This is a genomic window from Variovorax rhizosphaerae, from assembly GCF_037889975.1.
Lineage (GTDB): Bacteria > Pseudomonadota > Gammaproteobacteria > Burkholderiales > Burkholderiaceae_C > Variovorax > Variovorax rhizosphaerae.
The window spans coordinates 231,054-253,656 of record NZ_JBBKZT010000001.1 but is presented as its reverse complement, the minus strand read 5'-3'; the positions used below and the strand labels follow the sequence as shown (position 1 = coordinate 253,656).

Annotated in this window: 20 protein-coding genes; 13 read left to right on the top strand and 7 right to left on the bottom strand. The window is 64.7% G+C overall.

Annotated elements, in window-relative coordinates:
* Positions 1-33 precede the first annotated feature (33 nt).
* Positions 34-1,467 carry a sensor histidine kinase gene (locus WKW82_RS01100; RefSeq protein ID WP_340340409.1) on the bottom strand — a complete coding sequence of 478 codons (1,434 nt, stop codon included), beginning with the start codon at positions 1,465-1,467 and terminating at the stop codon, positions 34-36.
* A gap of 264 nt (positions 1,468-1,731) precedes the next feature.
* On the opposite strand from WKW82_RS01100, the gene WKW82_RS01095 reads away from it, so the two are divergent.
* Positions 1,732-2,643, top strand: a complete 912-nt coding sequence (locus WKW82_RS01095; RefSeq protein ID WP_340340408.1) for a hypothetical protein — start codon at positions 1,732-1,734, stop codon at positions 2,641-2,643.
* Between the two features lie 16 nt (positions 2,644-2,659).
* Here WKW82_RS01095 and WKW82_RS01090 read toward each other — a convergent pair whose 3' ends face one another.
* Both WKW82_RS01090 and WKW82_RS01085 read right to left on the bottom strand, forming a co-directional pair.
* A complete protein-coding gene (locus WKW82_RS01090; protein WP_340340407.1) occupies positions 2,660-3,334 on the bottom strand; it encodes a response regulator in 675 nt (224 codons plus the stop codon).
* A gap of 185 nt (positions 3,335-3,519) precedes the next feature.
* Positions 3,520-3,993, bottom strand: coding sequence for a MarR family winged helix-turn-helix transcriptional regulator (locus WKW82_RS01085; RefSeq protein ID WP_340340406.1), 474 nt, complete (start codon positions 3,991-3,993; stop codon positions 3,520-3,522).
* Positions 3,994-4,136: 143 nt separating this feature from the next.
* Between WKW82_RS01085 and recA the strand changes: the two genes are divergently transcribed.
* The 3 genes from recA (at position 4,137) to WKW82_RS01070 (ending at position 6,519) form a co-directional block, all read left to right on the top strand.
* Positions 4,137-5,255: a recombinase RecA gene (gene recA / locus WKW82_RS01080; protein ID WP_340340405.1), complete on the top strand. Its 1,119-nt coding sequence runs from the start codon at positions 4,137-4,139 to the stop codon at positions 5,253-5,255.
* Positions 5,256-5,270: 15 nt separating this feature from the next.
* The gene (gene recX / locus WKW82_RS01075) at positions 5,271-5,723 is read left to right on the top strand and encodes a recombination regulator RecX (protein ID WP_340340404.1); all 453 of its coding nucleotides are present in this window, start codon (positions 5,271-5,273) and stop codon (positions 5,721-5,723) included.
* A 109-nt stretch (positions 5,724-5,832) separates the two neighbouring features.
* Complete coding sequence (locus WKW82_RS01070; protein ID WP_340340403.1) at positions 5,833-6,519, top strand: hypothetical protein; 687 nt, start codon at positions 5,833-5,835, stop codon at positions 6,517-6,519.
* A 36-nt stretch (positions 6,520-6,555) separates the two neighbouring features.
* Here the strand turns inward: WKW82_RS01070 and yiaA are convergent, their stop codons facing one another.
* Both yiaA and argC read right to left on the bottom strand, forming a co-directional pair.
* Positions 6,556-6,993, bottom strand: a complete 438-nt coding sequence (yiaA, locus tag WKW82_RS01065) for an inner membrane protein YiaA (protein ID WP_340340402.1) — start codon at positions 6,991-6,993, stop codon at positions 6,556-6,558.
* Between the two features lie 227 nt (positions 6,994-7,220).
* Positions 7,221-8,144, bottom strand: a complete 924-nt coding sequence (gene argC / locus WKW82_RS01060) for an N-acetyl-gamma-glutamyl-phosphate reductase (protein ID WP_340340401.1) — start codon at positions 8,142-8,144, stop codon at positions 7,221-7,223.
* 176 nt (positions 8,145-8,320) lie between these two features.
* Here argC and sucC point away from each other — a divergent pair, with 176 nt between their 5' ends.
* The 8 genes from sucC to WKW82_RS01020 all read left to right on the top strand — a co-directional run bounded on the left by sucC (position 8,321) and on the right by WKW82_RS01020 (position 16,573).
* A complete protein-coding gene (gene sucC, locus WKW82_RS01055) occupies positions 8,321-9,490 on the top strand; it encodes an ADP-forming succinate--CoA ligase subunit beta (protein ID WP_340340400.1) in 1,170 nt (389 codons plus the stop codon).
* An 8-nt stretch (positions 9,491-9,498) separates the two neighbouring features.
* On the top strand, positions 9,499-10,392 hold the full coding sequence (gene sucD / locus WKW82_RS01050) for a succinate--CoA ligase subunit alpha (protein ID WP_340340399.1): 894 nt from the start codon (positions 9,499-9,501) through the stop codon (positions 10,390-10,392).
* Between the two features lie 101 nt (positions 10,393-10,493).
* The gene (locus tag WKW82_RS01045) at positions 10,494-11,174 is read left to right on the top strand and encodes a TerC family protein (protein ID WP_340340398.1); all 681 of its coding nucleotides are present in this window, start codon (positions 10,494-10,496) and stop codon (positions 11,172-11,174) included.
* A gap of 19 nt (positions 11,175-11,193) precedes the next feature.
* Entirely contained in the window at positions 11,194-12,003 is an 810-nt protein-coding gene (locus tag WKW82_RS01040; RefSeq protein ID WP_340340397.1) for a Stp1/IreP family PP2C-type Ser/Thr phosphatase, read from the top strand.
* 75 nt (positions 12,004-12,078) lie between these two features.
* Complete coding sequence (locus WKW82_RS01035) at positions 12,079-12,729, top strand: FHA domain-containing protein (RefSeq protein ID WP_340340396.1); 651 nt, start codon at positions 12,079-12,081, stop codon at positions 12,727-12,729.
* A 12-nt stretch (positions 12,730-12,741) separates the two neighbouring features.
* The gene (locus tag WKW82_RS01030; protein ID WP_340340395.1) at positions 12,742-15,015 is read left to right on the top strand and encodes a CHASE2 domain-containing protein; all 2,274 of its coding nucleotides are present in this window, start codon (positions 12,742-12,744) and stop codon (positions 15,013-15,015) included.
* 26 nt (positions 15,016-15,041) lie between these two features.
* Positions 15,042-15,848, top strand: coding sequence for a 3',5'-cyclic-nucleotide phosphodiesterase (locus WKW82_RS01025; protein ID WP_340340394.1), 807 nt, complete (start codon positions 15,042-15,044; stop codon positions 15,846-15,848).
* A 245-nt stretch (positions 15,849-16,093) separates the two neighbouring features.
* Entirely contained in the window at positions 16,094-16,573 is a 480-nt protein-coding gene (locus WKW82_RS01020; protein ID WP_340340393.1) for a pilin, read from the top strand.
* Between the two features lie 41 nt (positions 16,574-16,614).
* On the opposite strand, the gene WKW82_RS01015 is transcribed toward WKW82_RS01020, so the two are convergent.
* Complete coding sequence (locus tag WKW82_RS01015; protein WP_340340392.1) at positions 16,615-16,818, bottom strand: hypothetical protein; 204 nt, start codon at positions 16,816-16,818, stop codon at positions 16,615-16,617.
* Positions 16,819-17,081: 263 nt separating this feature from the next.
* On the opposite strand from WKW82_RS01015, the gene WKW82_RS01010 reads away from it, so the two are divergent.
* The gene (locus tag WKW82_RS01010) at positions 17,082-18,305 is read left to right on the top strand and encodes an IS110 family RNA-guided transposase (RefSeq protein WP_340340391.1); all 1,224 of its coding nucleotides are present in this window, start codon (positions 17,082-17,084) and stop codon (positions 18,303-18,305) included.
* 385 nt (positions 18,306-18,690) lie between these two features.
* On the opposite strand, the gene WKW82_RS01005 is transcribed toward WKW82_RS01010, so the two are convergent.
* Complete coding sequence (locus WKW82_RS01005) at positions 18,691-22,584, bottom strand: pilus assembly protein (RefSeq protein ID WP_340340390.1); 3,894 nt, start codon at positions 22,582-22,584, stop codon at positions 18,691-18,693.
* Positions 22,585-22,603: the final 19 nt, after the last annotated feature.

Genomic DNA, 22,603 nt, shown 5'->3' with positions numbered 1-22,603 from the left:
GAGTCCAGGCCCGGGCCGGATGCGCGAAGAGACTCAACCCGTCTGGAAGCGCACGCTGAACAATGCACCATGCTGCTGCCGTTCCGGCCGCGCATCGCCAAGCTCCACCGTCGCGTTGTGGTGTCGCGCAATCTCCAGCACGATCGGCAGCCCCAGCCCGGAGCCGTCGGCCTCGTTGCCGAGCACGCGGTAGAAGGGCTGGAACACCAGTTCGCGCTCGTGCTCGGCAATGCCGGGCCCCGAGTCTTCCACCTGCAGCAGCGTGACCCGACCGAAGGGGTCCGACAGCACGCGTGCGGTGATCACGCCGGGCCGCTCGCTCGATGAAGGCGTGTAGTTGATCGCGTTGTCGATCAGGTTGCGCACCAGCTCCTTCAGCAGGGTCGGATTGCCCTGGATCATCACCCCCTTCGTGCCAGCCTCGACGCCGTCATAGCCCAGGTCGATCCGCCGCTCGATCGCCCGCGGCACCGCCTCGCGCACCACCTCGATGGTGATCCGCGCCAGGTCGCAACTTTGCCTTGGCACCGCGACGCCACCGCCTTCGGCGCGGGCCAGCGCCAGCAGCTGGTTCACCGTGTGCGTGGCCCGGATGCTGGCGCGGCCGATCTGCTTGAGCGATTGCTTCAGGTCTTCCGCGCTTGCGCCTGCGCGCTGCGCCAGGTCGGCCTGCATGCGCAGCCCGGCCAGCGGCGTCTTCAACTGGTGCGCCGCGTCGGCCAGGAACCGCCGCTGCGTCGCGATGGTTTCGTTGAGCCGCGTCAGCAGTCCATTGACCGAGGCCACCAGCGGCGCGACCTCGACCGGCACCGCGCTGTCGTCGAGCGGGCTCAGGTCGTCGGACTTGCGCTCGCGGATGCGGTCTTCCAACTCTGACAGCGGCTTGATGCCGCGCACCAGCGCCAGCCAGATCAGCAGGATCGCCAGCGGCAGGATCGCGAATTGCGGCAGCAGCACGCCCTTGATGATTTCGGTGGCCAGCACCTCCTGCTTGCGCCGCGTCTCGGCCACCTGCACCAGCACCAGGCCGGCGCCGGGCAGCCGCGGCTGGACCCAGGTGTAGGCCACGCGCACCGTCTCGTCGCGCATGCGGTCCTCGCGGATCAGCACGCGCTCGTTGGACGGCGCCTCGTCGTCCGGCGGCGGCGGCAGGTCGGCATCGCCGCCGAGCAATTCGCCTTCGGAATTCCGAACCTGGTAGTAGACATGGTCGGTGTCATCAGCCCGCATGATGTCGCGCGACGGCTGCGGCAAATAGAACTGCACGCGCTCCCCCTGGACCGTGACCAGCGTGCCCAGGGTCTGGACGTTGTATTCGAGCGCGCGGTCGAACGGCCGGTTGGCAATGCCCTGCGCCACCAGCCAGGTCACGCTGATGCTCACCGGCACCAGCAACAGGAGCGGCGTGAGCATCCAGTCCAGGATCTCACCGAACAGCGAGCGCTGGCCGCGATTGAAGAATCTCAATTGACGTTTTCCACAGAAAAGAAACGGATTGTCAATTGTTCGGAAGTTTCCAGATATCGGCGCAGAAGTCGCCGATGGCGGCGTGATCGGTCGAAATCTATCGTTGGCGCTTCTGTTCAGCCATCCGAAACGTCAGGGAGTCATCCATTGAATCGTGAACCGTTGCGCGCTCGCGCCAACCCGCTGGGGACCGTTGCCGCAGCAGCGGCGCTCTGTGCCACATTGACCGCTTGTGGCGGTGGGGGCGGAGGTGGTGGTGGGTTCTTGCCGGCGACATCGCCAGCGGCCGAGACGAGCCCCGTTGCCACGACGACCCCTTCCAGCAGCAGCCCGACAGCGCAGGAGCCCGCCAGCCCGACGCCCGCCTCGGCAGCGCCGGCGCCACCGGCCACGGCCCCGGCTGCGCCCGCCCCGAGCGCACCGGATGTCTACGCCCGTGCAAAGGACACCGAGCCGTTGCCCCCGAAGCCCGAGCGCGGATCGGCTGCGGACGCAGGCAACGACAGCGAAGGCATCTACGAAGCCGACAACAACCTCACCTTCATCGGTCCATCGGGCTACCTGATGGGCAAGGGCACGCCGGGATGGACCCTCGGCTCCATCGCCGTCGCCAAGTACGAATGGTCCTTCAAGAGTCCGACCTTCCTGCGCAGCGCCAAGGGGCTCGACGAGATCAAGGGCTCCGGCGCCTTCTTTGCCAAGGAGCAGATCCTGGGTACCTACACCGTCGCAGACGGGACGCAGGAATTCCTGGGCCCCTTGCGCTACAGCAAGTCGAACTCCCTGGCGACCACCCAGGCCGGCATGGCCGGCACCTGGCGCGTCGACAGTCCGGTCGATTTCGACATGTCGATCACCGTGGACGCGAAAGGCAACTTCACCGGGACCACCGCGGGCGTCGTACCCGGCGCATGCACGGTCTCCGGCACCGTCAAGCACTTGGAACCCGCCGCACGGAAGAACATGTTCGCCATGGTGCTGAATGCCAGCAACGCCGCGACCGGCAGCCAATTGCCTTGCAACCTGAGCGCCACCAACACGTACTACGGCATGTCGGCGATCGTGCTGGTCGCGGCAGGCCGCTATGACTCGAACGGCTACTACCGCAGCTTCGGCTTTCACGCGACAACCGAATCCGCTGCCGTGATCTCGAACGTCCTGCGCAAGCAGCCTTGATGGCGCCCGCGACCGCCTACGCCTGGATCTTCTCCAGGCAGTAGCCCAGCCCCCGCACCGTCGCGATGCGGATCGGGCCCTTCTCGATCTTCTTGCGCAGGCGGTGGATATAGACCTCGATCGCGTTGAGGCTCACCTCCTCGCCCCATTCACACAGCCGCTCGACCAATTGGTCCTTGCTGACCAGCCGGCCTGCGCGCTGCAGCAGCACCTCGAGCAGGCCCAGTTCGCGCGCCGACAGCTCGAGCATCCGGCCGTCGATGGTCGCCACCCTGCCCGCCTGGTCGTAGACCAGCGGACCGTGCCGGATGGCGTTGCTGGTGCCGCCCATGCCGCGCCGCGTGAGCGCGCGCACCCTCGCCTCCAGTTCCTGCAGCGAGAAGGGCTTGGCCATGTAGTCGTCCGCGCCGTAGTCGAGGCCCTTGACGCGCTCTTCCACGCTGTCGGCAGCGGTCAGCACCAGCACCGGCAGGGTGGAGCCGCGCGCACGCAGGCGCTTGAGGATTTCAAGCCCGTGCAGGTTGGGCAGGCCGAGGTCGAGGATCAGCAGGTCGAATTCGCTGTTGGTCATCAGCGCGGCATCGGCCTGCGAGCCGGTGGCGACGTGGTCGACGGCGGCGCCCGAGGTGCGCAAGCTGCGCAGCAAGGCGTCGGCGAGGACTTGGTCATCTTCGGCAATCAGGATTCGCATGGGTGGTGTCCCGTTGGTCTTGTGGCGTCCCTGCGATGTTGCTTTCATGCGACCTGCAACCAAACACATCGCTGCGTTGGAGTGCCTTGGCGTGCTACAGCACGGTCTGCGGCGCTGCGCCTGGTTCTGGGCTTGGTTGCAAGTCGTATCAGGCCGATTCTAGAAGTGCGTCCATGGCCTGTCGCTCAAGTGGCGTAGGCCTCCAACCCGATCGTCACCACGGTGGCCACCTCGTCGCCCACGCTGGCGCGGAACTCCTGCTCGGCCTGCGCGACGGCGCGGCGAAAGGCATCGAGCCAGGCGAGCCCGTCGGTGGTGAACGTCACGCGCCGCGCCCGCGCGTCGAGCGGATCGGGTCCGCGCGTGACGATGCCCCAGGCCTCGCATTGATCCACCAGCACGCCCATCGCCTGCTTGGTCATGCCGGCGCGATCGGCCAGTTCGGTCAGGCGCGAGCCGTTGCGCGCCAGGTGCCGCGTGATGTGGATGTGCGCGGCGCTGACCTGCTGGCGCGCCGCGAGGTTTGACAGCGCCAGGGGCACCTCGATGTCATGCGCCATCAGCGTCAGCACGCGCTCGTCGAAGCGGCGCATCGCATGGCCGAGCAGGCGGCCCAGGTGCGTCTGGCGCCAGTCGTCTTCGTGGGGTGCCGTGGTCATGCTGCAAATGGTAAAGCAAACTGACTAAAAATCGTCTTTACGGATTTATACAGCCGCATACACTACTGTTCAAGCATCCAGCCTGTTATCAAACACAGATGCCAAAACCAAACATAACCCGTTGATATTCAAGGAGATTTTTCATGGACGCACTCGTCAAGGGCAGCAGCATCTCGGTCCCGAACAGCGAAAAGGCCAAGGCACTGCAGGCCGCGCTGGCGCAGATCGAAAAGCAGTTCGGCAAGGGCACGATCATGCGGCTGGGCGAAGGCGAGGCGCTGGAAGACATCCAGGTGGTCTCTACCGGCTCGCTGGGGCTGGACATCGCGCTGGGCGTCGGCGGCCTGCCGCGCGGCCGCGTCATTGAAATCTACGGCCCGGAATCCTCGGGCAAGACCACGCTCACGCTGCAGGTTATTGCCGAGATGCAACGCCAGGCCGGCACCTGCGCCTTCGTCGATGCCGAGCATGCGCTCGACGTGCAGTACGCCCAGAAGCTCGGCGTGAACCTGTCGGACCTGCTGATCAGCCAGCCCGACACCGGCGAGCAGGCCCTTGAAATCGTCGACTCGCTGGTGCGTTCCGGCGCCGTGGACCTGATCGTGGTCGACTCGGTCGCCGCGCTCACGCCCAAGGCTGAAATCGAAGGCGAAATGGGCGACTCGCTGCCCGGCCTGCAAGCCCGCCTGATGAGCCAGGCGCTGCGCAAGCTCACCGCCACGATCAAGAAGACCAACTGCATGGTCATCTTCATCAACCAGATCCGCATGAAGATCGGTGTGATGTTCGGCTCGCCCGAAACCACCACCGGCGGCAACGCGCTGAAGTTCTACGCCTCGGTGCGCCTGGACATCCGCCGCATCGGCACGATCAAGAAGGGCGACGAAGCGATCGGCAACGAAACCAAGGTGAAGGTCGTCAAGAACAAGGTCTCGCCCCCGTTCAAGACGGCCGAGTTCGACATCCTGTTCGGCGAGGGCATCAGCCGCGAAGGCGAGATCATCGACATGGGCGTCACGGCCAAGATCGTCGACAAGTCCGGCGCCTGGTATGCCTACATGGGCGAGAAGATCGGCCAGGGCCGTGACAACGCCCGCGAGTTCCTGCGCGAGAACCCCGAGTTGTCGCGCGAGATCGAGAACAAGGTGCGCGAATCACTGGGCATTCCGCTGCTGGCCGCCGATGCGAATGCCCCGGAGGCGCCTGCGGCCAAGCCCGCGAAGGCCGAGAAGGCTGACAAGGCCGACAAGACTGAGAAGTAAACGCCACGTCAGCCGATGGCATTTGCAGCCCCTTCCCTCAAAGGCCGTGCGCTGCGCCTGCTGAGCCAACGGGAGCATTCACGCGCCGAACTGGAGCGCAAGCTCGCGCGGCACGAAGAAGAGCCCGGCTCCCTGGACCGGGCGCTCGACGAGCTCGCCGCAAAGGACTTCATCAGCGAGGCGCGTGTGGTCCAGTCCGTGCTGAACCAGCGTGCATCGCGCATGGGCGCAGCGCGGGTCCGGCAAGAACTCGCCCACAAGGGCATCGCGCCGGAAGCCATTGCCGAAGCCGTGGCCGGTCTGCGCGACACCGAGTTGCCCCGCGCAGTGGAAGTCTGGCGCCGCCGCTTCGGCGCCCCCCCGGTTGACGCGGCCGATCGCGCCCGACAAATGCGCTTCCTGCTGGCCCGCGGCTTCTCCGCCGATGTGGTCGCCAAAGCGCTGAAAACTACCGACGACAACAATTAAACGTGCCCATTCCTGGCATGGGCTGGCATGATCCGGAGGCGCGGCGCAGACCGCAAATCCGGGAGGAATCTTGTCATCGAATGCTTCATCGGCGGCTTCGCCATCGCTCATGCGCACCGGTCTCAAGGCCGGCGCGGCCTACGCGAGTTCCGTTGTGGTGGGCGGACTGCTGGCGCTGCTGTGCGGCGGCGGCGCGTTCGCCTGGTACCTGAGCCGCTTCAACGGACCGGGCATGTCCGCAGGCCATGCGGGCGGCATCGGCGGTGTCCTGGCGATGCTGGCCTCGCCGCCCTTGCTGGTGGCCATGCTGCTGATGCTGTACATCCCGCTCTACCTGGTCATCGGCGTCAAGCAAGGCCATGCGGGGGCGCTGCAGCAGGTGGTCAGGGCGCACGGTCACACCATTTCGCAGCGGTTGGCGTCAGCCATCGCCGGCCGCATCGAGGCCATGCCGCGCACGCACGGTGCGCTACAGCGTGTGCCGGACTGGCTCACCGTCGAAACCCTGAGCCGTCAACTCGAGCCGGTGCTGGGCGAAAGCAAGGCGGTGCGGCTGGCCATCGGCTTCGTGCTCGCGCGGCTGCCGCTGTCGGACATGGTGGCGCATTGGCAGCAGACCCAGGGCGAATTCGGGGCAGCGGCAGCGGGCGCTGAAGACGCGGCCCTGCGCACCATGCTCAACCAGCGCATCGGCGATGCGCTGGAAGATGCGACCACGCCCTCGCACAAGATCTGGTGGATCGCCGTCGGCGTGCACGCTGTCCTGGTGGCTGCGGGCTTCCACCTCACACGCTGAAGTCCGGCGCAGCGCGGGTCGAATTCAGCCTGCGGTTCAGGCCACGTCCGGTTCGTCTCCGACCTGCGGCGCGTCGGCCTTGTGTGCGGCGATGTCACGCACGTTCTTCTGCACGGCAACCGCACCGAAGAGCGCAAGCAGGAACGCGATGCCGTAGAAGCCCTTCTCGCTCCCCGCCAGGGTCGCATTGAAGAGGCCCGCCGCGAGCAGCACCACCGACAGGAGCAACGAAACCCAGCACAGGCTGTAGTAGATGTTGGTGACCGGAATGCCCTCGAGCCGATCGCGCACCGACTTCTGCAGGGACACCGCGGAAAACAGGCCGTACATCAGGATAGTGAGGTAGTAGCCCTTTTCATTGAGCTGCATGGACGCGTTCCACAACCCGATCAGGAACACGATCGCACCGACGAACAGTGCGGCCCACGAAGCGGCGACGAACGCGCCCGTGGGCTTCTGGAACTTGGCGGTCATGTTGGGCGCTCCTCTTGTTTGGATCGCCGGATGATAGCCACATTTGCACGCCTGGAACCGCGGAAATGCGCGCCACAATTGCAAAGGATGCTATCAAATATGTAGCGACTGAGAAGGGGCGCGAACCGGGATTGGCCCGCGGCGTACTTCATGCCATGAATGTCCCCGCCGCCAGCGTGCGGGCGTCGGCACTGCTGCGGCCGATCGCTCCAGCGATTCGACGAGGCTCAGAGCCCCAGCATCAATTCCAGGTTCTGCACCGCCGCGCCGCTGGCGCCCTTGCCCAGGTTGTCGAGCCGCGCGATGACGACCGCGTGGCGGTGGTCTTCGTTCGGGAACACGCGGATCTCGAGTTCATTGGTGTCGTTGAGCGCCAACGGATCGATCTTGCCGCCATCGGTGGGTGGCAGCACCTTCACGTATTGGGCCGGCGTGTTGCTCTTGGCATAGTGGGCCGCGAGAGCGTCATGCAGGTCGCCGGCCTTCGGCTTGCCGGGCAGTTGGTCCAAGTCCAATGGCAACTGCACCAGCATGCCCTGCTTGAAGTTGCCGACCGAGGGGATGAATACGGGCCGGTGCGTGAGCCCCGTGTACTTCATGATCTCGGGGATGTGCTTGTGCTTGAGCCCGAGTGCATAGGTCTCGAACGCCGGCGCGGCACCCGATTCGTAAGCCTCGATCATGGTCCGGCCGCCGCCCGAAAAGCCGCTGACCGAAGGCAGGGCGATGGGTTGGTCGGCGCGCAGCAGCCCCGCGTCGATCAGTGGGCGCACCATGGCGATGGCGCCGGTGGCATAGCAACCCGGATTGGCCACGCGATCAGCCCTGGCCACTGCCTCCCAATGGCCCGCCACCAATTCGGGAAAGCCAAAGGTCCACGCCGGGTTCACGCGGTGCGCCGTCGACGCATCGATGATCTTCGGCTTCTTGCCGCTCATCTGGTCGATCAGCGCCACCGATTCGATGGCCGCATCGTCGTGCAGGCACAGGATCACCAGGTCGACGCCGGCCATCAGCTCGCGCTTGGCGCTCACATCCTTGCGCAGCGCGGGTGCAATGCTGACCACCTCGATGTCGGGCATCGTGGCGAGACGTTCGCGGATTTGCAGGCCGGTGGTGCCGGCTTCGCCGTCGATGAAGACCTTGGCCATGGTGTTGTACTTCGCTGGAGAAACTACGTATTGACCACAAGCGAATGCCTGCGGTTGGTGCAGCGCACCATGATACATTCTCCGGTTGTTCGCCGGCCCGCCCTGCAGCGCACGCGGCCCCCGGACAGCAGCCTCCCCATCTCCCGTCCCATCATCCTCTTCCGAGAGACATCCTCATGAAGATTCACGAATACCAAGGCAAGGAAATCCTTGCCAAGTTCGGTGTGCCGGTGCCCCGTGGCATTCCGGCGTATACGGTTCAGGAGGCGGTCGAGGCCGCCCAGAAGCTTGGCGGCCCGGTGTGGGTGGTCAAGGCCCAGATCCACGCGGGTGGCCGCGGCAAGGGCGGCGGCGTCAAGGTTGCGAAGAGCATCGACGACGTCAAGCGCCTGGCCGGCGAGATCCTCGGCATGCAGTTGGTCACGCACCAGACCGGCCCGGAAGGCCAGAAGGTCCGTCGCCTCTACATCGAGGACGGCGCCGACATCAACAAGGAATACTACGTCTCGGCAGTGACCGACCGCGCCACGCAGAAGGTGGCTTTCATTGCCTCCAGCGAAGGCGGCATGGACATCGAGGCCGTCGCGCACGACACGCCCGAGAAGATCATCACCGTGATGGCCGACCCCAAGGTGGGCCTGACCGACGCGCAAGCCAAGGAAATCGCAGACGGCATCGGCATGCCGGCCGACTCCACCGCGCAAACGGTCGACATCCTCAAGAAGCTCTACCAGTGCTACATGGAGACGGACGCCTCGCTGGTCGAGATCAACCCGCTCAACCGTGACAGCAAGGGCAAGGTCATGGCGCTGGACGCCAAGTTCAACTTCGACAGCAACGCGCTGTTCCGCCACTCCGAGATCGTCGCCCTGCGCGACTTGGACGAGGAAGACGCGGCCGAAGTCGAAGCCTCCAAGTTCGACCTGGCCTACATCTCGCTGGACGGCAACATCGGCTGCCTGGTGAACGGCGCCGGCCTGGCCATGGCCACGATGGACACCATCAAGCTGTTCGGCGGCGAGCCGGCCAACTTCCTCGACGTGGGCGGCGGCGCCACCCCCGAGAAGGTCACCGAAGCCTTCAAGATCATGCTGAAGAACAAGAACGTGGAAGCCATCCTCGTGAACATCTTCGGCGGCATCATGAAGTGCGACACCATCGCCACCGGCGTGATCGCAGCCTGCAAGGCCGTGAACCTGCAAGTGCCGCTGGTCGTGCGCATGAAGGGCACCAACGAAGTCGAAGGCAAGAAGCTGCTGGCCGATTCGGGCCTGCCGATCATCAGCGCCGACACCATGGCGGAAGCGGCCCAGAAGGTCGTCGCAGCCGTCAAAGCCAAGGCCTAAGGAACATCATGTCCATCTACATCAACAAAGACACCAAGGTCATCACCCAGGGCATCACCGGCAAGACCGGCCAGTTCCACACGGAAAAGTGCCAGGAATACGCGAATGGCAAGAACTGCTTCGTCGCGGGCGTGAACCCCAAGAAGGCCGGCGAATCGATCTTCAGCATCCCGATCTTCGGCTCGGTCAAGGAAGCCGCATCGCAGACCGGCGCCACCGTGTCGGTGATCTACGTGCCGCCTCCGGGCGCCGCCGCCGCGATCTGGGAAGCCTGCGAAGCCGACCTGGACCTGGCGATCTGCATCACCGAAGGCATCCCGGTGCGCGACATGCTCGAAGTGCGCAACAAGATGAAGGCCAAGGAAGCCGCTGGCGGCAAGAAGACGCTGCTGCTCGGCCCGAACTGCCCCGGCCTGATCACGCCCGACGAAATCAAGATCGGCATCATGCCCGGCCACATCCACCGCAAGGGCCGCATCGGCGTGGTCTCGCGCTCGGGCACGCTGACCTATGAAGCGGTGGCGCAACTCACCGAAATCGGCCTGGGCCAATCGAGCGCAGTCGGCATCGGCGGCGACCCGATCAACGGCCTCAAGCACATCGACGTGATGAAGGCCTTCAACGACGACCCCGATACCGACGCCGTCATCATGATCGGCGAAATCGGTGGCCCGGACGAAGCCGACGCCGCCCGCTGGTGCAAGGACAACATGAAGAAGCCGATCGTCGGTTTCATTGCTGGCGTCACCGCGCCCCCCGGCAAGCGCATGGGCCATGCCGGTGCGCTGATCTCGGGCGGCGCCGACACGGCGGAAGCCAAGCTGGCGATCATGGAAGAGTGCGGGTTCACCGTAACACGCAACTTCTCGGAATTGGGCAAACTGCTGAAGTCACGTTTGTAAACTGCGCTTGGCAAATTGATTGCCTGCCTCTGACAAGGGCGCCCGCGACGTTGGTTGCGGGCGCTTTTTTGGTTCCAGACCCAGGGCTTGAGGGACGATGGATGGAATTTCTGCAATCGACTGATTTCTGGTTGGGCCTGATGAAGATCGTCTGGATCAACATCATCCTTTCCGGTGACAACGCCGTCGTGATCGCGCTTGCGGCGCGCTCGTTGCCGCTGGAGCAGCAAAAGAAGGCCGTGATGTTCGGCTCCGGGGCTGCAGTCGTGCTGCGCATCGTGCTCACAGTCGTTGCCGCCAAGCTGCTGGCGCTGCCATTCCTGCAGATCGCCGGTGGCTTGCTGCTGCTGTATATCGGCGTGCAATTGCTCCGCGACGACGAGGAAGACGAAGGCCAAGGCAAGGAATACGGATCGCTGGCGGCGGCAATCCGCACCATCCTCATTGCCGACCTCGTGATGAGCCTGGACAACGTCATCGCGGTCGCGGCGGCGGCCAGCGGCGACATGGTGTTGCTGATCCTCGGCCTGGCGATCAGCATTCCGCTGGTGATCTTCGGCAGCACCTTGATGATCAAGGTGATGGAGCGCTTCCCGATCATCGTGATGCTGGGCGCCGCGTTGATCGGTTGGGTCGGTGGCGAGACGATCGTGGAAGATGCCTCGCTGCATGACGTGTTGGCGGCGAATGCGTGGCTGCACTACGCCGCTGCAGCGGCCGGCGCGGCCCTCGTGGTGGCGGTCGGCCGCTCCATGCAGAAGCGTGCTCACGCAGCAACCTGAAATCGAAAGAGACCTGCATATGGCAATCACCGGCGCCGTGCATGCCCCTGGGGCCGTGTCCTTGCCATGGCAATTCGCGGCGTTGACCCATTCCGGGCGAGTGCGGGCGAACAATGAGGACGCCATTGCCTTCGACCCCGCGCTGGGTCTGGCCATCCTGGCGGATGGCATGGGCGGCTACAACGGCGGCGAGGTCGCGAGCGGCATGGCCATCGCGTTGTTGCAGGCAAGTTTCGGGCGCTGGCTGGCCCATGCCGGTCCACGGGCCCATGCGCGCACCGTCCGTCGCGCGTTGCAAGCCGGGGTCGACGAGGCGAACGACGCCATCCTCGAGGCCGGTGTTGCAAATCTACAACTCCAGGGCATGGGGACGACGTTGGTCGTCGCAGCGTTCGGGCCCCACCGCGTCATCGTCGGCCACATCGGCGATTCGCGTTGTTACAGGCTGAGGGGAGGCAGGCTGGAGCAGCTGACACGCGATCACTCCCTGCTGCAGGAGCAGATCGACGCCGGTGTCATCACCCCGGCGCAGGCCGCGCTGTCGCCACATCGCAACTTGGTGACGCGGGCTTTGGGCATCGAGCGCCACGTCGACCTTGAAATGCACGAGCACAGCGTTCGCTCCGGCGACCTGTACCTGTTATGTTCGGACGGACTGAGTGAAATGGTTCTAGAGGAGCAGCTTTTCTCGCTTTTGTCGCAACACACAGAATTGTCAGAAAAAGCAACAATGTTGGTTGAAATTGCAAACGAGAATGGCGGAAGGGACAACATTTCTGTTGTTCTTGCTCGTGCCGGTAACATTTCAGAGCGCGATATCGCCGCTTGACAGGGCTGCTTGGGCAGTAGGTTGGCGCGTGTTGTGCTGATGCATTGAAAACGTACTGAGATCCAGGAGTCGGCCATGCCGAAATTGATCGTTTCGATCGACGGAGTCGTGATCAAGGAAGTCACGCTTGCCAAGGACCGCACGACCCTCGGGCGACGGCCCTACAACGACATCGTGATCGACAATCTGGCGATCAGCGGGGAGCATGCCGTTCTGCACATGATCGGCAGCGACGTCTATCTTGAAGATCTCAACAGCACCAACGGCACCTACGTCAACGCACGCGCCATCAAGAAGCAGGCGCTGGAGCACAACGACGTCATCGAAGTCGGCAAGTACAAGATCCGGTACATCGCCACCATTGCCGCGCATGAAAGCGGCAGTTTCGTGCGGGGTCCGGGCTCGTCGGCGCCGATGCCGCTTCCCTTGTCCGCTGCGCCGACTGAAATGTCGCCGCTCGCGCCCGCCAGCGGCATTGCGGTCATCCGCGTGCTCACCGGTGCAGGCGCCGGACGCGAGCTCTCGCTGCAGAAGGTGGTCACCACGATCGGCAAGCCCGGTGTCGCGGTTGCCGCGGTCACCCGTCGGCTGCAGGGCTATGTGGTGGCGCCGATCGACGGCGGTACCGTGCTCAACGGCGAACCGTTGGGCGCCGATGCCGTCGCCCTGCAGGACGGCGATGTGCTGGAGCTCGGCGGCACCCGGATGCAATTCGTCCACACCTGATCCCGGCGCGCAATGGCTGCGCTGCTGAAACACTGGCGGCGCATCCTCATCACGCTGGTGCCGATGGCGCTGGTGCTGGTGCATGCGGTCAGTCAGCCACGGCGGCCGTTCATCGACAGCCTCGACAGCTACATCTACGACTGGCGCCTGCGGGCCACCATGCCGCAGACACTCGACCCGCGCATCGTCATCGTCGACATCGATGACGCGAGCATCCAGGCGATCGGTCAATGGCCCTGGGGGCGCCACCAGCTTGCACGCCTGGCGAATGAGCTCATGGGCCGGCAAAAGGCAGCGGTGGTGGGGTTCGACGTCGTGTTCGCGGAAGTCGACAAGAGTTCCGGCCTGGCCAACCTGCGCGAGTTGTCGCGCGGCCCGCTGCGGGATGACGCGGCGCTGGCAAGGGAAATCGGGCGGCTCGAATTTTCGCTGGACTACGACGGCAGCTTCGCACGCGCCATCCAGGGCCATCGGGTGGCGCTCGGCTACTACTTCACGCAGGGTGCGACGCCACTGTCCAAGGGGGTGCTGCCGCCCCCGGTGCTGCCGCTGACTGCCTTTCCTGCGCATGGGGCGTATGCGCCGGAGTGGAACGGGTTTGGCGGCAACATCGCGGTGCTCGCGCAGGCGGCAACGACCGCCGGATTCATCAATGCGGACCTTGGATCGACCAGCGACGGACTGTTGCGCGCTGCCCCTTTGATCGCCCGGTATGAAGGAGGTGCGGCGGCGGCGGGGTATTACGAATCGCTCGGGCTGGCGATCTTCCGCCTGGCATCGGGCATGTCAGGCGTCACGCCGACCTTTGCCTCGTTTCCCCTGGGCACCGAGGATGACCGGCTGCCTCTCCAGGCGCTGCTGTTGGGCGACGGACACAACGCGTTGCGTGCGCCGGTCGACCAGCGCGCGCGCATGCTGATTCCCTATCGCGGGCCGGGCGGCGCCTTGGGCGGCTCGTTCCGTTACGTCCCTGCCACCGCGGTGCTGGCCGGCGCACTTCCGCCCGGCGATCTGCAGGGCAAGATCGTGCTCGTGGGCACCACCGCGCCCGGGCTGCAAGACCTGCGCGCCACGCCCACGAACGCCACGTTCCCGGGCGTGGAAGTGCATGCCAATGTGGTCTCCGCCCTGCTCGACCGCCGGCTGCTCGCCGTGCCGGACTACGCGCGGGGCTACGAAGTGGCCGTGCTCGTCATCGCTGGAGTGGTTCTTGCGATCGGGCTTTCGCTGCTGAGGATGTGGCGCGCCGTGCTTCTCTTCGCCTCGACCCTCGCGGCCGTGGTGGGCCTGAATGCATGGCTCTTCGTGTCCGCCGGACTCGTCCTGCCCATTGCGTCGGCGATGCTCATGATGGCCATGGCCTTCGCTGTCAACATGGGCTGGGGCTACTTCGTGGAAGAGCGCGGCCGGCGCGGGCTGGCCAACCTGTTCGGTACCTACGTGCCGCCGGAGCTGGTCGAGAAGATGCTCGAGCGGCCGGGGCAATACAGCATGCGCGCGGAAAGCAAGGAGCTCACCGTCATGTTCTGCGACATGCGCGGGTTCACGCACCTCTCGGAGCAACTGTCGCCGCAGGAACTGCAGGAGTTCCTCAACACCGTCTTCAACCGCCTCACGCAAGTCATCAATCGATACGGCGGCACGGTCGACAAGTACATGGGCGACTGCGTCATGGCCTTCTGGGGCGCACCGGTGGACGCGCCCAACCATGCGGCGCTCGCCGTCCAGGCCGCCATCGACATGGCCGCATCGATCCGCGAACTCAGCCAGCAGAATCGGCAGGCCGGCCGGCCGGAAGTCAGCGTGGGCATCGGCATCAACACCGGCGTCATGAGCGTCGGCGACATGGGCTCCGCCGTGCGGCGCAGCTACACGGTGGTCGGCGATGCGGTGAATCTGGCGTCGCGGCTGGAGGGTCTCGGCAGCACCTACGGCGAAACCGTCGTCGCCAGCGAGGCCACCATGCAGGCGGCCCCCCTCTTCGCGTGGCAGGAACTGGACCGGGTGCGCGTCAAGGGTCGGCACCAGGCCGTCACCATCTATTCGCCCGCAGGCCGCGCGGCCGGGATGACCGAGGACGAGGAAAATCATCTCCGCCTATGGACCCGGATGCTGGGGGCGTACCAAACGCAACAGCCTGACGAAGCGCAGACAGCATTGGACTTGTTGCTGGCGCGGGATGCCAAAAAAGTCCTTTACCGGTTGTATGCCGAGCGTTTAGCCTCAATGAAGTTGCGGCCCTTTGACCCGGAATGGGACGGCGCAACCCGGTTCGATTCCAAATAGCGTTCAAGAGAAGAGGCGGCTGCAAGATGCAGGTGCGAGTGTTGGGGTGCTCAGGCGCCATTGCCAAGGACTGCCGGACGACCTCGTTCCTGATCGACAACGATCTCCTGGTCGACGCCGGCACCGGCGTGGGTGACCTCACCCTGGAAGAAATGGCGAGCATCGACGATGTGCTGCTGACCCATTCGCACCTCGATCACATCGCTGCCTTGCCCCTGATGCTCGACACCGTGGCCAGCCTGCGCACCAAGCCGCTGCGCGTGCATGCGCTGCGCGCCACGATCGAGGCATTGCGCGCGCACGTCTTCAACAACGTGATCTGGCCGGACTTCGCCAGCATCCCCAGCACCGACTCGCCTTTCGTCACTTTTCATCCGGTCACCATCGGGGAAACCTTGCAACTGGGCAGCAGCCAGCCCAAGCACATCGAGGTCTTGCCGGCCGTGCACACCGTGCCGGCCTGCGGCTACGCGGTCCGCTGCGCGAAGGGCACGCGGCACTGGGTCTTCAGCGGCGACACCGAACGCAACGAACCCTTCTGGAATCGCGTGAACCAGCTCGACGTGGGCATCCTGGTGATCGAGACGGCCTTCAGCAACCGGGAACAGGCATTGGCACGACGCAGCCTGCACCTTTCGCCCACCACGCTGGCCCATGAACTGGCGCAGATCGGGCCTGGCAAGAACTACCCCATCTACATCACCCACACCAAGCCGGCCGAAACCGAAGAGATCATGAGCCAGATCGATGCGCTGTCGGCGGGATGGAAGGCCAAGAAGGTGGATCCGCGGGATATTCGGTGGTTGAAGGCGGCTGCGGTGCTGACACTTTGAGCGCGCCGGTACTGACGTAACTGGGTCGATTGACAAAAAATGTCACGAGGTGTGGGGCTCAGCCGGCGTGTTACGTCAGATCCTGTAAGGGGAATGTCAACAGATCCGCTCCCGAAGTGCCTTGGGACAAGGTTGCCGCTGTCTGGCACAGATGCTGCAATCAGGAATCCGCTCCGGGGAGGCTCCCGGGCCTCTCTCAACCAAACTGGAGTAAGCGAATGAATCGAAGGTCTATCTCACGCAGTGTGCAAAAGGGCTTCACCCTGATCGAACTGATGATCGTCGTGGCGATCATCGGTATCCTGGCCGCAGTCGCGTTGCCGGCCTATCAAGACTACACAGTGCGCGCGAAAGTCGCAGAGATGATCGATGCCGCGTCGTCGTGTCGCACGTCAGTGACTGAGCTGGTGCAGTCCTCGCCAACCCCCAGTGTCGTCACAGCGCTCGCAGCGACGCCATGCACCTTCACGGCCACTAAATACGTGACCTCGGGTTCGGTTGGCACGGCCGGTCAAATCACCGTCGTGGGCAACAATACCAACCTCGGCGGCACCACGAGTGCAACAACGAATTCCATCAGCCTGACCCCGTACATGGACGCAGCGGGCACTACGGCGCTCGCCCCGACCACCGATGGCGGCAAGGCGATCGCATCGTGGAAGTGCGGCCCGGCTGCCACGAATCCGCTCGATAAGCGGTACTTGCCGGGATCGTGCAAGGGCTGATCCACCAGCGCTCTCAATGAGGCCGCCTCCGGGCGGCTTTTTCATTTGTTCAGCGGGGCCGGCCGCGAGTCCTCGCTGATTTTCCAGTTGCCTGTAAGCCAGCGGTTCAACTCTGCATTGCCGGTGATGGCATCGGGAATACCGAGTTTCTGGACGGCGTACTTTGCAACGGTTTTTGATCCTTCAGGATCGTCAACCAGGTCGTCGAACGATTTCCGCAGAACTGAGGTTCCAAGACCGACCAAACAAGATTCAAGCCCGACCCTTCATATCAGTTTTCGATGACGCTGGCGCGTCTTCCGCGACGCATGAAACGGATGTGTAATTCGAGCGCGGCGTCCGGCACAGAGGTCGGTTTGTACTTGGTGCCTCGAACCCGTATTTCAGTTGGACCCGCGGCCTCACGAGCACCCCGTACTGTCGCCTGGGGCTTGGCGCCCCTGAGCACGCATTTCAGACTCCGATAACGTGGGCCGCACGCCGATGTCGCCGCGACACGGAGGCAATCATGGAAGTCATCTATCCGCGCTGCGCAGGTCTGGATGTGCACAAGGAGACCGTGGTGGCGTGCGTACGCATTGCCGGCGACGGCCCTCCGTTGCAGGAAGTGCGCACCTTCCACGCCACGACCTCGGGGCTGCTGGCCCTGACCGATTGGCTCGACTCCTTCGGCGTCGAGCACGTGGGCATGGAGGCCACCGGCGTGTACTGGAAGCCGGTATGGCACGTGCTGGAAGGTCACTTCGAGCTCGTCCTGGCCAACGCCGCGCATGTCAAGAACGTCCCCGGGCGCAAGACCGACGTGAACGACGCGATGTGGCTGGCGGACTTGCTCGCGCATGGGCTGATCCGGGCCAGCTTCGTGCCACCCGTTGCCGTGCAGGAGCTTCGCTCGCTCACGCGTACCCGCAAGCAGTTCGTGCGCGAGCGTGCCTCGCACGTGCAGCGCATCGAGAAGGTGCTCGAGGATGCCAACCTCAAGCTCAGCGTCGTGATCAGCGACATCCTGGGCAAGGGCGGACGCGCAGTCCTGCAAGCCCTCATCGAGGGTCAGAGCGATGCCGAACGCCTGGCCTCCTGCATCACGACCCGCGTCAAGGCCAGCCGTAGCGAACTGATTGAAGCGCTGCGCGGGCGCGCCAGCGCGCACCATCGTTTCATGCTCAAGCTGCACCTGGGCCACATCGACGCATTGGACAAGGCCATCGCCGACATCGAAAAGGAGGTGGGCCTGGGGCTCGAGCCGTTTCGAGCCGCCGCCAAGCTGTTGAGCACGATGCCCGGCTTGAGCAGCGTCAACGCGAATGTGGTGGTCTCCGAAATCGGCATCGATATGTCGCGCTTCGCCACACCGGGGCACCTGCTGTCCTGGGCCTGCATGTGCCCGCGCAACGACGAGAGCGCCGGCAAGCGCCGCAGCACCCGCCTGCGCCGCGGCGGCAAGTGGCTCAAGACCACGCTGGTGCAAGCCGCCTGGTCCGCCATCAAGGTCAAGGGAAGCTATCTGCAAGCCCAGTTCCACCGCCTGCGCGCTCGTCGCGGCGCCAAGAAGGCCATCATCGCCGTGGCCGCCTCGATGCTCACCGCAGCCTGGCACATGTTGCGTGACGGCACCGAATGGCACGACCTGGGAGCCGCTCACTTCGACCGCGCCAACGTCACCAAGACCGCCAACCGCCTCATCCGGCGCCTGCAGCAGATCGGCTACACCGTGCAGGCCACACCAGCTTGAATGCAGTCGTTTCATTTCAGTTTTCCATGACGCTGGCGCGTCTTCCGCGACGCATGAAACGGATGTGTAATTCGAGCGCGGCGTCCGGCACAGAGGTCGGTTTGTACTTGGTGCCTCGAACCCGTATTTCAGTTGGACCCGCGGCCTCACGAGCACCCCGTACTGTCGCCTGGGGCTTGGCGCCCCTGAGCACGCATTTCAGACTCCGATAACGTGGGCCGCACGCCGATGTCGCCGCAATTGGAGGCGATCATGGAAGTCATCTATCCGCGCTGTGCAGGCTTGGACGTGCACAAGCAGACCGTGACCAATCGCCTCAGCAGGCGCCTTCAGCAGATCGGCTACATCGTCCAGGCCACACCGGCTTGAGTGCAGACGTTTCATTTCAATCCACCAGTTCCCGCCAAGACGTCCGCCGAGCCCCACCCCCGCTGGGCCCAGACCCATCAACCTGCGGCGCCCCGGTCGTCCTGTCGCCACTGCTGCCCTGCACGACGATCTTGGAGTTGCCGCTGCTGGTTTGCACCCAGCTCAGGCCCACGATCAGCGAGTTGCTGCTGAACAGCGCGCCGACGGGGTTGGAGGTGATCACGCCGCCGTTGGTGATGTCGAGGAAGTAGATCCACGACGAGCCGCCGGAGTCGCAGGCATTGCCCGTCGGAATGGTCGAGGCGAAAGCCAGTGTCGTGAACTGCGTGACCATGTTGCTGCTCACGCGTTCACCCGCTTGAGGCAGGTCGACGCGCCATCCGGCCTTGGTGGTCCAGTCGACCGGGTTGTCGCTGATCGACGCCGTGAGGGCCTTGCCGTTGCCATCGCGGTTCAAGCTCAGTGTTTGCGACACGAAAGCGTTGCTGGCGCGCACGTCGTCCCAGCCGGTGGCGGTCAGCGGATCCTTGATCGCGTAGACGCTCTGCACGGCGGTGTCCTCGATGTCCGTGGTGCCGAGGTAACGGCCCGTGCCGACGACGATCACCGGCTTGCCGGAGATTTCAGCGGGTTGCGGTTTGGTGGTGATGGGCTGCGGCGTGCTGGCGTTGGTCTGCAGCCGGGCGAGCAGCAGGGCTTTCTGGTTGGGGAGGACCAGGTTGTCGACGTCGAAGCGCCACAGGTTGCCCTTCAGGTCGCCGCCATAGAAGCGCTGGGCGGTGTTGTCCGTGGTGTTGCCGACCCAGGCGTTGATCTTTGCCAGGCCGCTCGGGTCGGTGGAACTGCCGACGCCGGTGGAGATGTCCAGCAGCAGGGCGCCGGTGTTGGCATTCAGCAGGTAGAGGTGTCCCTTGCCGTCGCCGGCGGTGTTGTTGTAGCCGGAAGTCAATGCCACCACCCAGGTGCCGTCGGCGCGCTTGGTGATCATGGGGTTGCCATGGGTCAGGCCGAGGTTGGTGTTGGTGAACTCCCAGAGCGGCAGAGGGTTGGCGGGGTCGGTGATGTCGAGTGCGTAGTACCCGGCGCCGCCACTGCCGAGCCCGCCGACCAGGATCGTCTTCCAGCTGCTTCCGACCTTGATGTCGCCGATCACCGGCGCTGCATCGACGTAGTACTGGTGCCTGCTGGCATAGCTGGTGTCGGCCAGCTTGTAGAGATTGGGCATGACCGCGGTCGGCACGTAGGCCCACAGCTCGACGCCGGTGGCTGCCGAGAACGCATGCAGCATGCCGTCGTTGGCGGCCACGTACACCACCGGCGTGCGGGTGGCGCTGGCGCTGGCGTAGTTGGCGTAGCCGCTGTCCGCATAGTTGAACGGCGGCTTGCCCACGTACTGCGGTGCGCCGTTGATGATGTCGCCCAGCACATGGTCACGCTTGCGGTAGAGCGCTGCAACGCCCGCGCTGGTGCTCTCGTAGGTGCGCGTGCCGCGCAGCCAGGCGACCAGGTTGGTGCCTGACTCGGCCAGCGCCTTGTCCGAGGTGGACAGCGAGGCGCACTGCGCCGCCTGGACCGACTTCGAGCACATGTTGTCGAAGTAGGCCTTCTGCGTGGCGCTGAGGTTGGCGTACTGGAAGTCCTGGCGCACGTTGCCGTTGCCGAAATAGATCTTGCGTGCCGATGCCGCCGTGGCATCCAGCAGGCTCTGCGCCGACCACAGCGGGGTGTCGCCAATGGACGCGTCTTCGCCGGTGAGCGCGTAGGCTTTCAGGTCGCCGGTCCAGGCCGCGGTGGTGTAGCTGGCGCCGAATACCTTGTTGTTGTCGCCGGCGACGAGTTCCAGCGAACTGGTGGAGGCGGCCGAGGCAGAGCCCGATACGGCCTGCACGGCTGTGACCACGCCATTGATGGCCTCGGTCAGTGCGGATGCGTTGAGTGCCGAGTAGTACTGGCCGCGCCCGTTGACCGCCGCATGCCAGAGGTCGTCGACGTTGCGCGCGTCTTCAGTGCCGTTCGAGTTCTGGGTGTTGCTGGGTGGCGGCCAGTTGGTCGGGCCGTTGCTGAGGTTCACGTAGGCGCCGGCGGTCTGCGTGAGGTAGTTCTTGTCGTAGGGCAGCGTGCCGCTCACCCCCAGCCCGATGGTGTAGGTGTTCATGTGCTGCCAGGTCGCGGTGTCGCTGCCCAACGTGGGCACGATGTTGCTGCAAAGGTCCTGGCCTGAGCTGGTGGTGGAGGTGCAATTGCCGAGCGCCGTGGTGCGCAGGTCGCTCTTCCAGAAGTACTCGGCGCCGTCGGCCAGGGTGTCGGCCGTGCCACCTGAACTGGTGCTGGTCGTGGCGACCACGCCGTTGTCATAGGCCCCGATGGCTGGCGTGGTGTTGGTCGTGACCAGGGCTGACCAGGCGCTCCAGGCGCCGGAGCCGGTCGAGTAGCTCGACTGGCCGTTGCCGGCCGTACCCTGGCAGCCGGCCGAAGTGGCGGGGCCGCTGTCGGTGTAGCTGTTGGGCCCGGGCGCGCCCTTGTCGGGTCCGTTGACCGTCGCGGTCGCGGCGGTGCCTGTGTAAGTCCAACCGGAGAGGGTTTCGGCGCTGCTGGTCGGGCCGGATGTGACCACGCCATCGGTGGTCACGACGGTGCTTTGGTAGGAGGCGGTGGCGGTTCGCGGCGTGCTGAAGGTTTGTGTTTGCGATGTCTGGTTGTAGGTCTGGGTCTGCTTCGTTACGGCGTACCCACCCTGAAGAAGGCAGCCAAAACTGAAGCTCCTCGAGACGGTGGTTTCGGTGCGCGTCCAGTCGAAGGTCCTGGCCTGCGACTTGATTTCGGTGCTGCTCGCAGGGGCGGTGTAACGCGTTACGGACGTCACGGTGATCGTGGCATCGTCCTTCATCGGCCTGGCTTCGGTGCCGTCCTGCTGGCCGATCGTGGCGCCGTCGAGCCGCACACCCTTGCCGCCATTCCAGTAGCCGTCCGTCGACAGCAGCGTGTAGTTGCGCTGGCAGGCGTACTGCACCGGGTCGTAGGTCTGGCCGGGCGCCTTCCTGGCGTAGTAGAGGCCGGCTTTCGACAACGCCGTGCGCAGCGGTGTCGAGTCGCCCGGGGTCGCGCCGTAGAGGCTGCTGTAGAAGCGCGTCTTCTGCGTCGCGTCGAAGTCCTTGACGTCGCGGAAGTAGCCCATGTCATTCGAGACCGAGTTGCTTCCATCCACCGCGCGGGTGTCGTGGATGGTGCTGAAGCCGACGCGGTAGCCCTCGTCGAGTTGGGAGATCGCGCGGCCCATGGCGGTGCGCATCAACAGGTAGCGCTTGCGGTAGTACGAGTACCAGTTGGCGTACTTCACCTTGTCCGCCGCCGTGAGGCTGCTCACCTGTACCTTGGTGAACCTGGAACTGCTGGTGCTCGAACACTCCTGGTAGAAGGCGTTGTTGGTGACGCCGCTGGTGGTGTAGACCCAGCCCATCTTTGGCTGGCTGCCGCTGTAGCTGTAGTAGTAGGCGCCGGACAGGTCCGTCGTATCGCTGGAACTGCTCGTGTAGCCATCCTTCTTCGCATTGGGATACGTCGCGTTGGGGTAGCTCGTGCCATCCGCCTTGAGCGGCGGCGGATAGGTTTGAGCCGGATCAGGGTCGTAGGCCAGGCCGTTGCACTGCGCCGACCAGTAGCCGCGCCAGTTGGTGTAGGGCTCGTCAGTGCCGCTGGATGACTCGCCCAGCTCGTCGGGCATGTAGCTGTAGTTCATCGAGCCCGAATCGTCCAGGATGAACATCAGGTTCGGCTTGGCCTTGACCTTGGGCAGCGTCGCCAGCGGCTGGCTCGATATGTCGGTGGCGCCGACCACCGATGCGATGGCGCCGAGCAGCAAGGCGCAAGCAGGCAGCAGCACGGTGCGTCGTGAGGCGATCGAAGTGTTCATGGTCTTCTTCTTCGCTGCG

Coding starts and splice junctions, on each gene's coding strand:
- recA (WP_340340405.1), top strand. CDS start 4,137: ATGGACGCACTCGTCAAGGGCAGCAGCATCTCGGTCCCGAACAGCGAA.
- WKW82_RS01025 (WP_340340394.1), top strand. CDS start 15,042: ATGCAGGTGCGAGTGTTGGGGTGCTCAGGCGCCATTGCCAAGGACTGC.
- WKW82_RS01010 (WP_340340391.1), top strand. CDS start 17,082: ATGGAAGTCATCTATCCGCGCTGCGCAGGTCTGGATGTGCACAAGGAG.
- argC (WP_340340401.1), bottom strand. CDS start 8,144: ATGGCCAAGGTCTTCATCGACGGCGAAGCCGGCACCACCGGCCTGCAA.
- WKW82_RS01035 (WP_340340396.1), top strand. CDS start 12,079: ATGCCGAAATTGATCGTTTCGATCGACGGAGTCGTGATCAAGGAAGTC.
- WKW82_RS01005 (WP_340340390.1), bottom strand. CDS start 22,584: ATGAACACTTCGATCGCCTCACGACGCACCGTGCTGCTGCCTGCTTGC.
- sucD (WP_340340399.1), top strand. CDS start 9,499: ATGTCCATCTACATCAACAAAGACACCAAGGTCATCACCCAGGGCATC.
- WKW82_RS01030 (WP_340340395.1), top strand. CDS start 12,742: ATGGCTGCGCTGCTGAAACACTGGCGGCGCATCCTCATCACGCTGGTG.
- WKW82_RS01070 (WP_340340403.1), top strand. CDS start 5,833: ATGCGCACCGGTCTCAAGGCCGGCGCGGCCTACGCGAGTTCCGTTGTG.
- sucC (WP_340340400.1), top strand. CDS start 8,321: ATGAAGATTCACGAATACCAAGGCAAGGAAATCCTTGCCAAGTTCGGT.
- WKW82_RS01045 (WP_340340398.1), top strand. CDS start 10,494: ATGGAATTTCTGCAATCGACTGATTTCTGGTTGGGCCTGATGAAGATC.
- yiaA (WP_340340402.1), bottom strand. CDS start 6,993: ATGACCGCCAAGTTCCAGAAGCCCACGGGCGCGTTCGTCGCCGCTTCG.
- WKW82_RS01040 (WP_340340397.1), top strand. CDS start 11,194: ATGGCAATCACCGGCGCCGTGCATGCCCCTGGGGCCGTGTCCTTGCCA.
- WKW82_RS01090 (WP_340340407.1), bottom strand. CDS start 3,334: ATGCGAATCCTGATTGCCGAAGATGACCAAGTCCTCGCCGACGCCTTG.
- WKW82_RS01085 (WP_340340406.1), bottom strand. CDS start 3,993: ATGACCACGGCACCCCACGAAGACGACTGGCGCCAGACGCACCTGGGC.
- recX (WP_340340404.1), top strand. CDS start 5,271: ATGGCATTTGCAGCCCCTTCCCTCAAAGGCCGTGCGCTGCGCCTGCTG.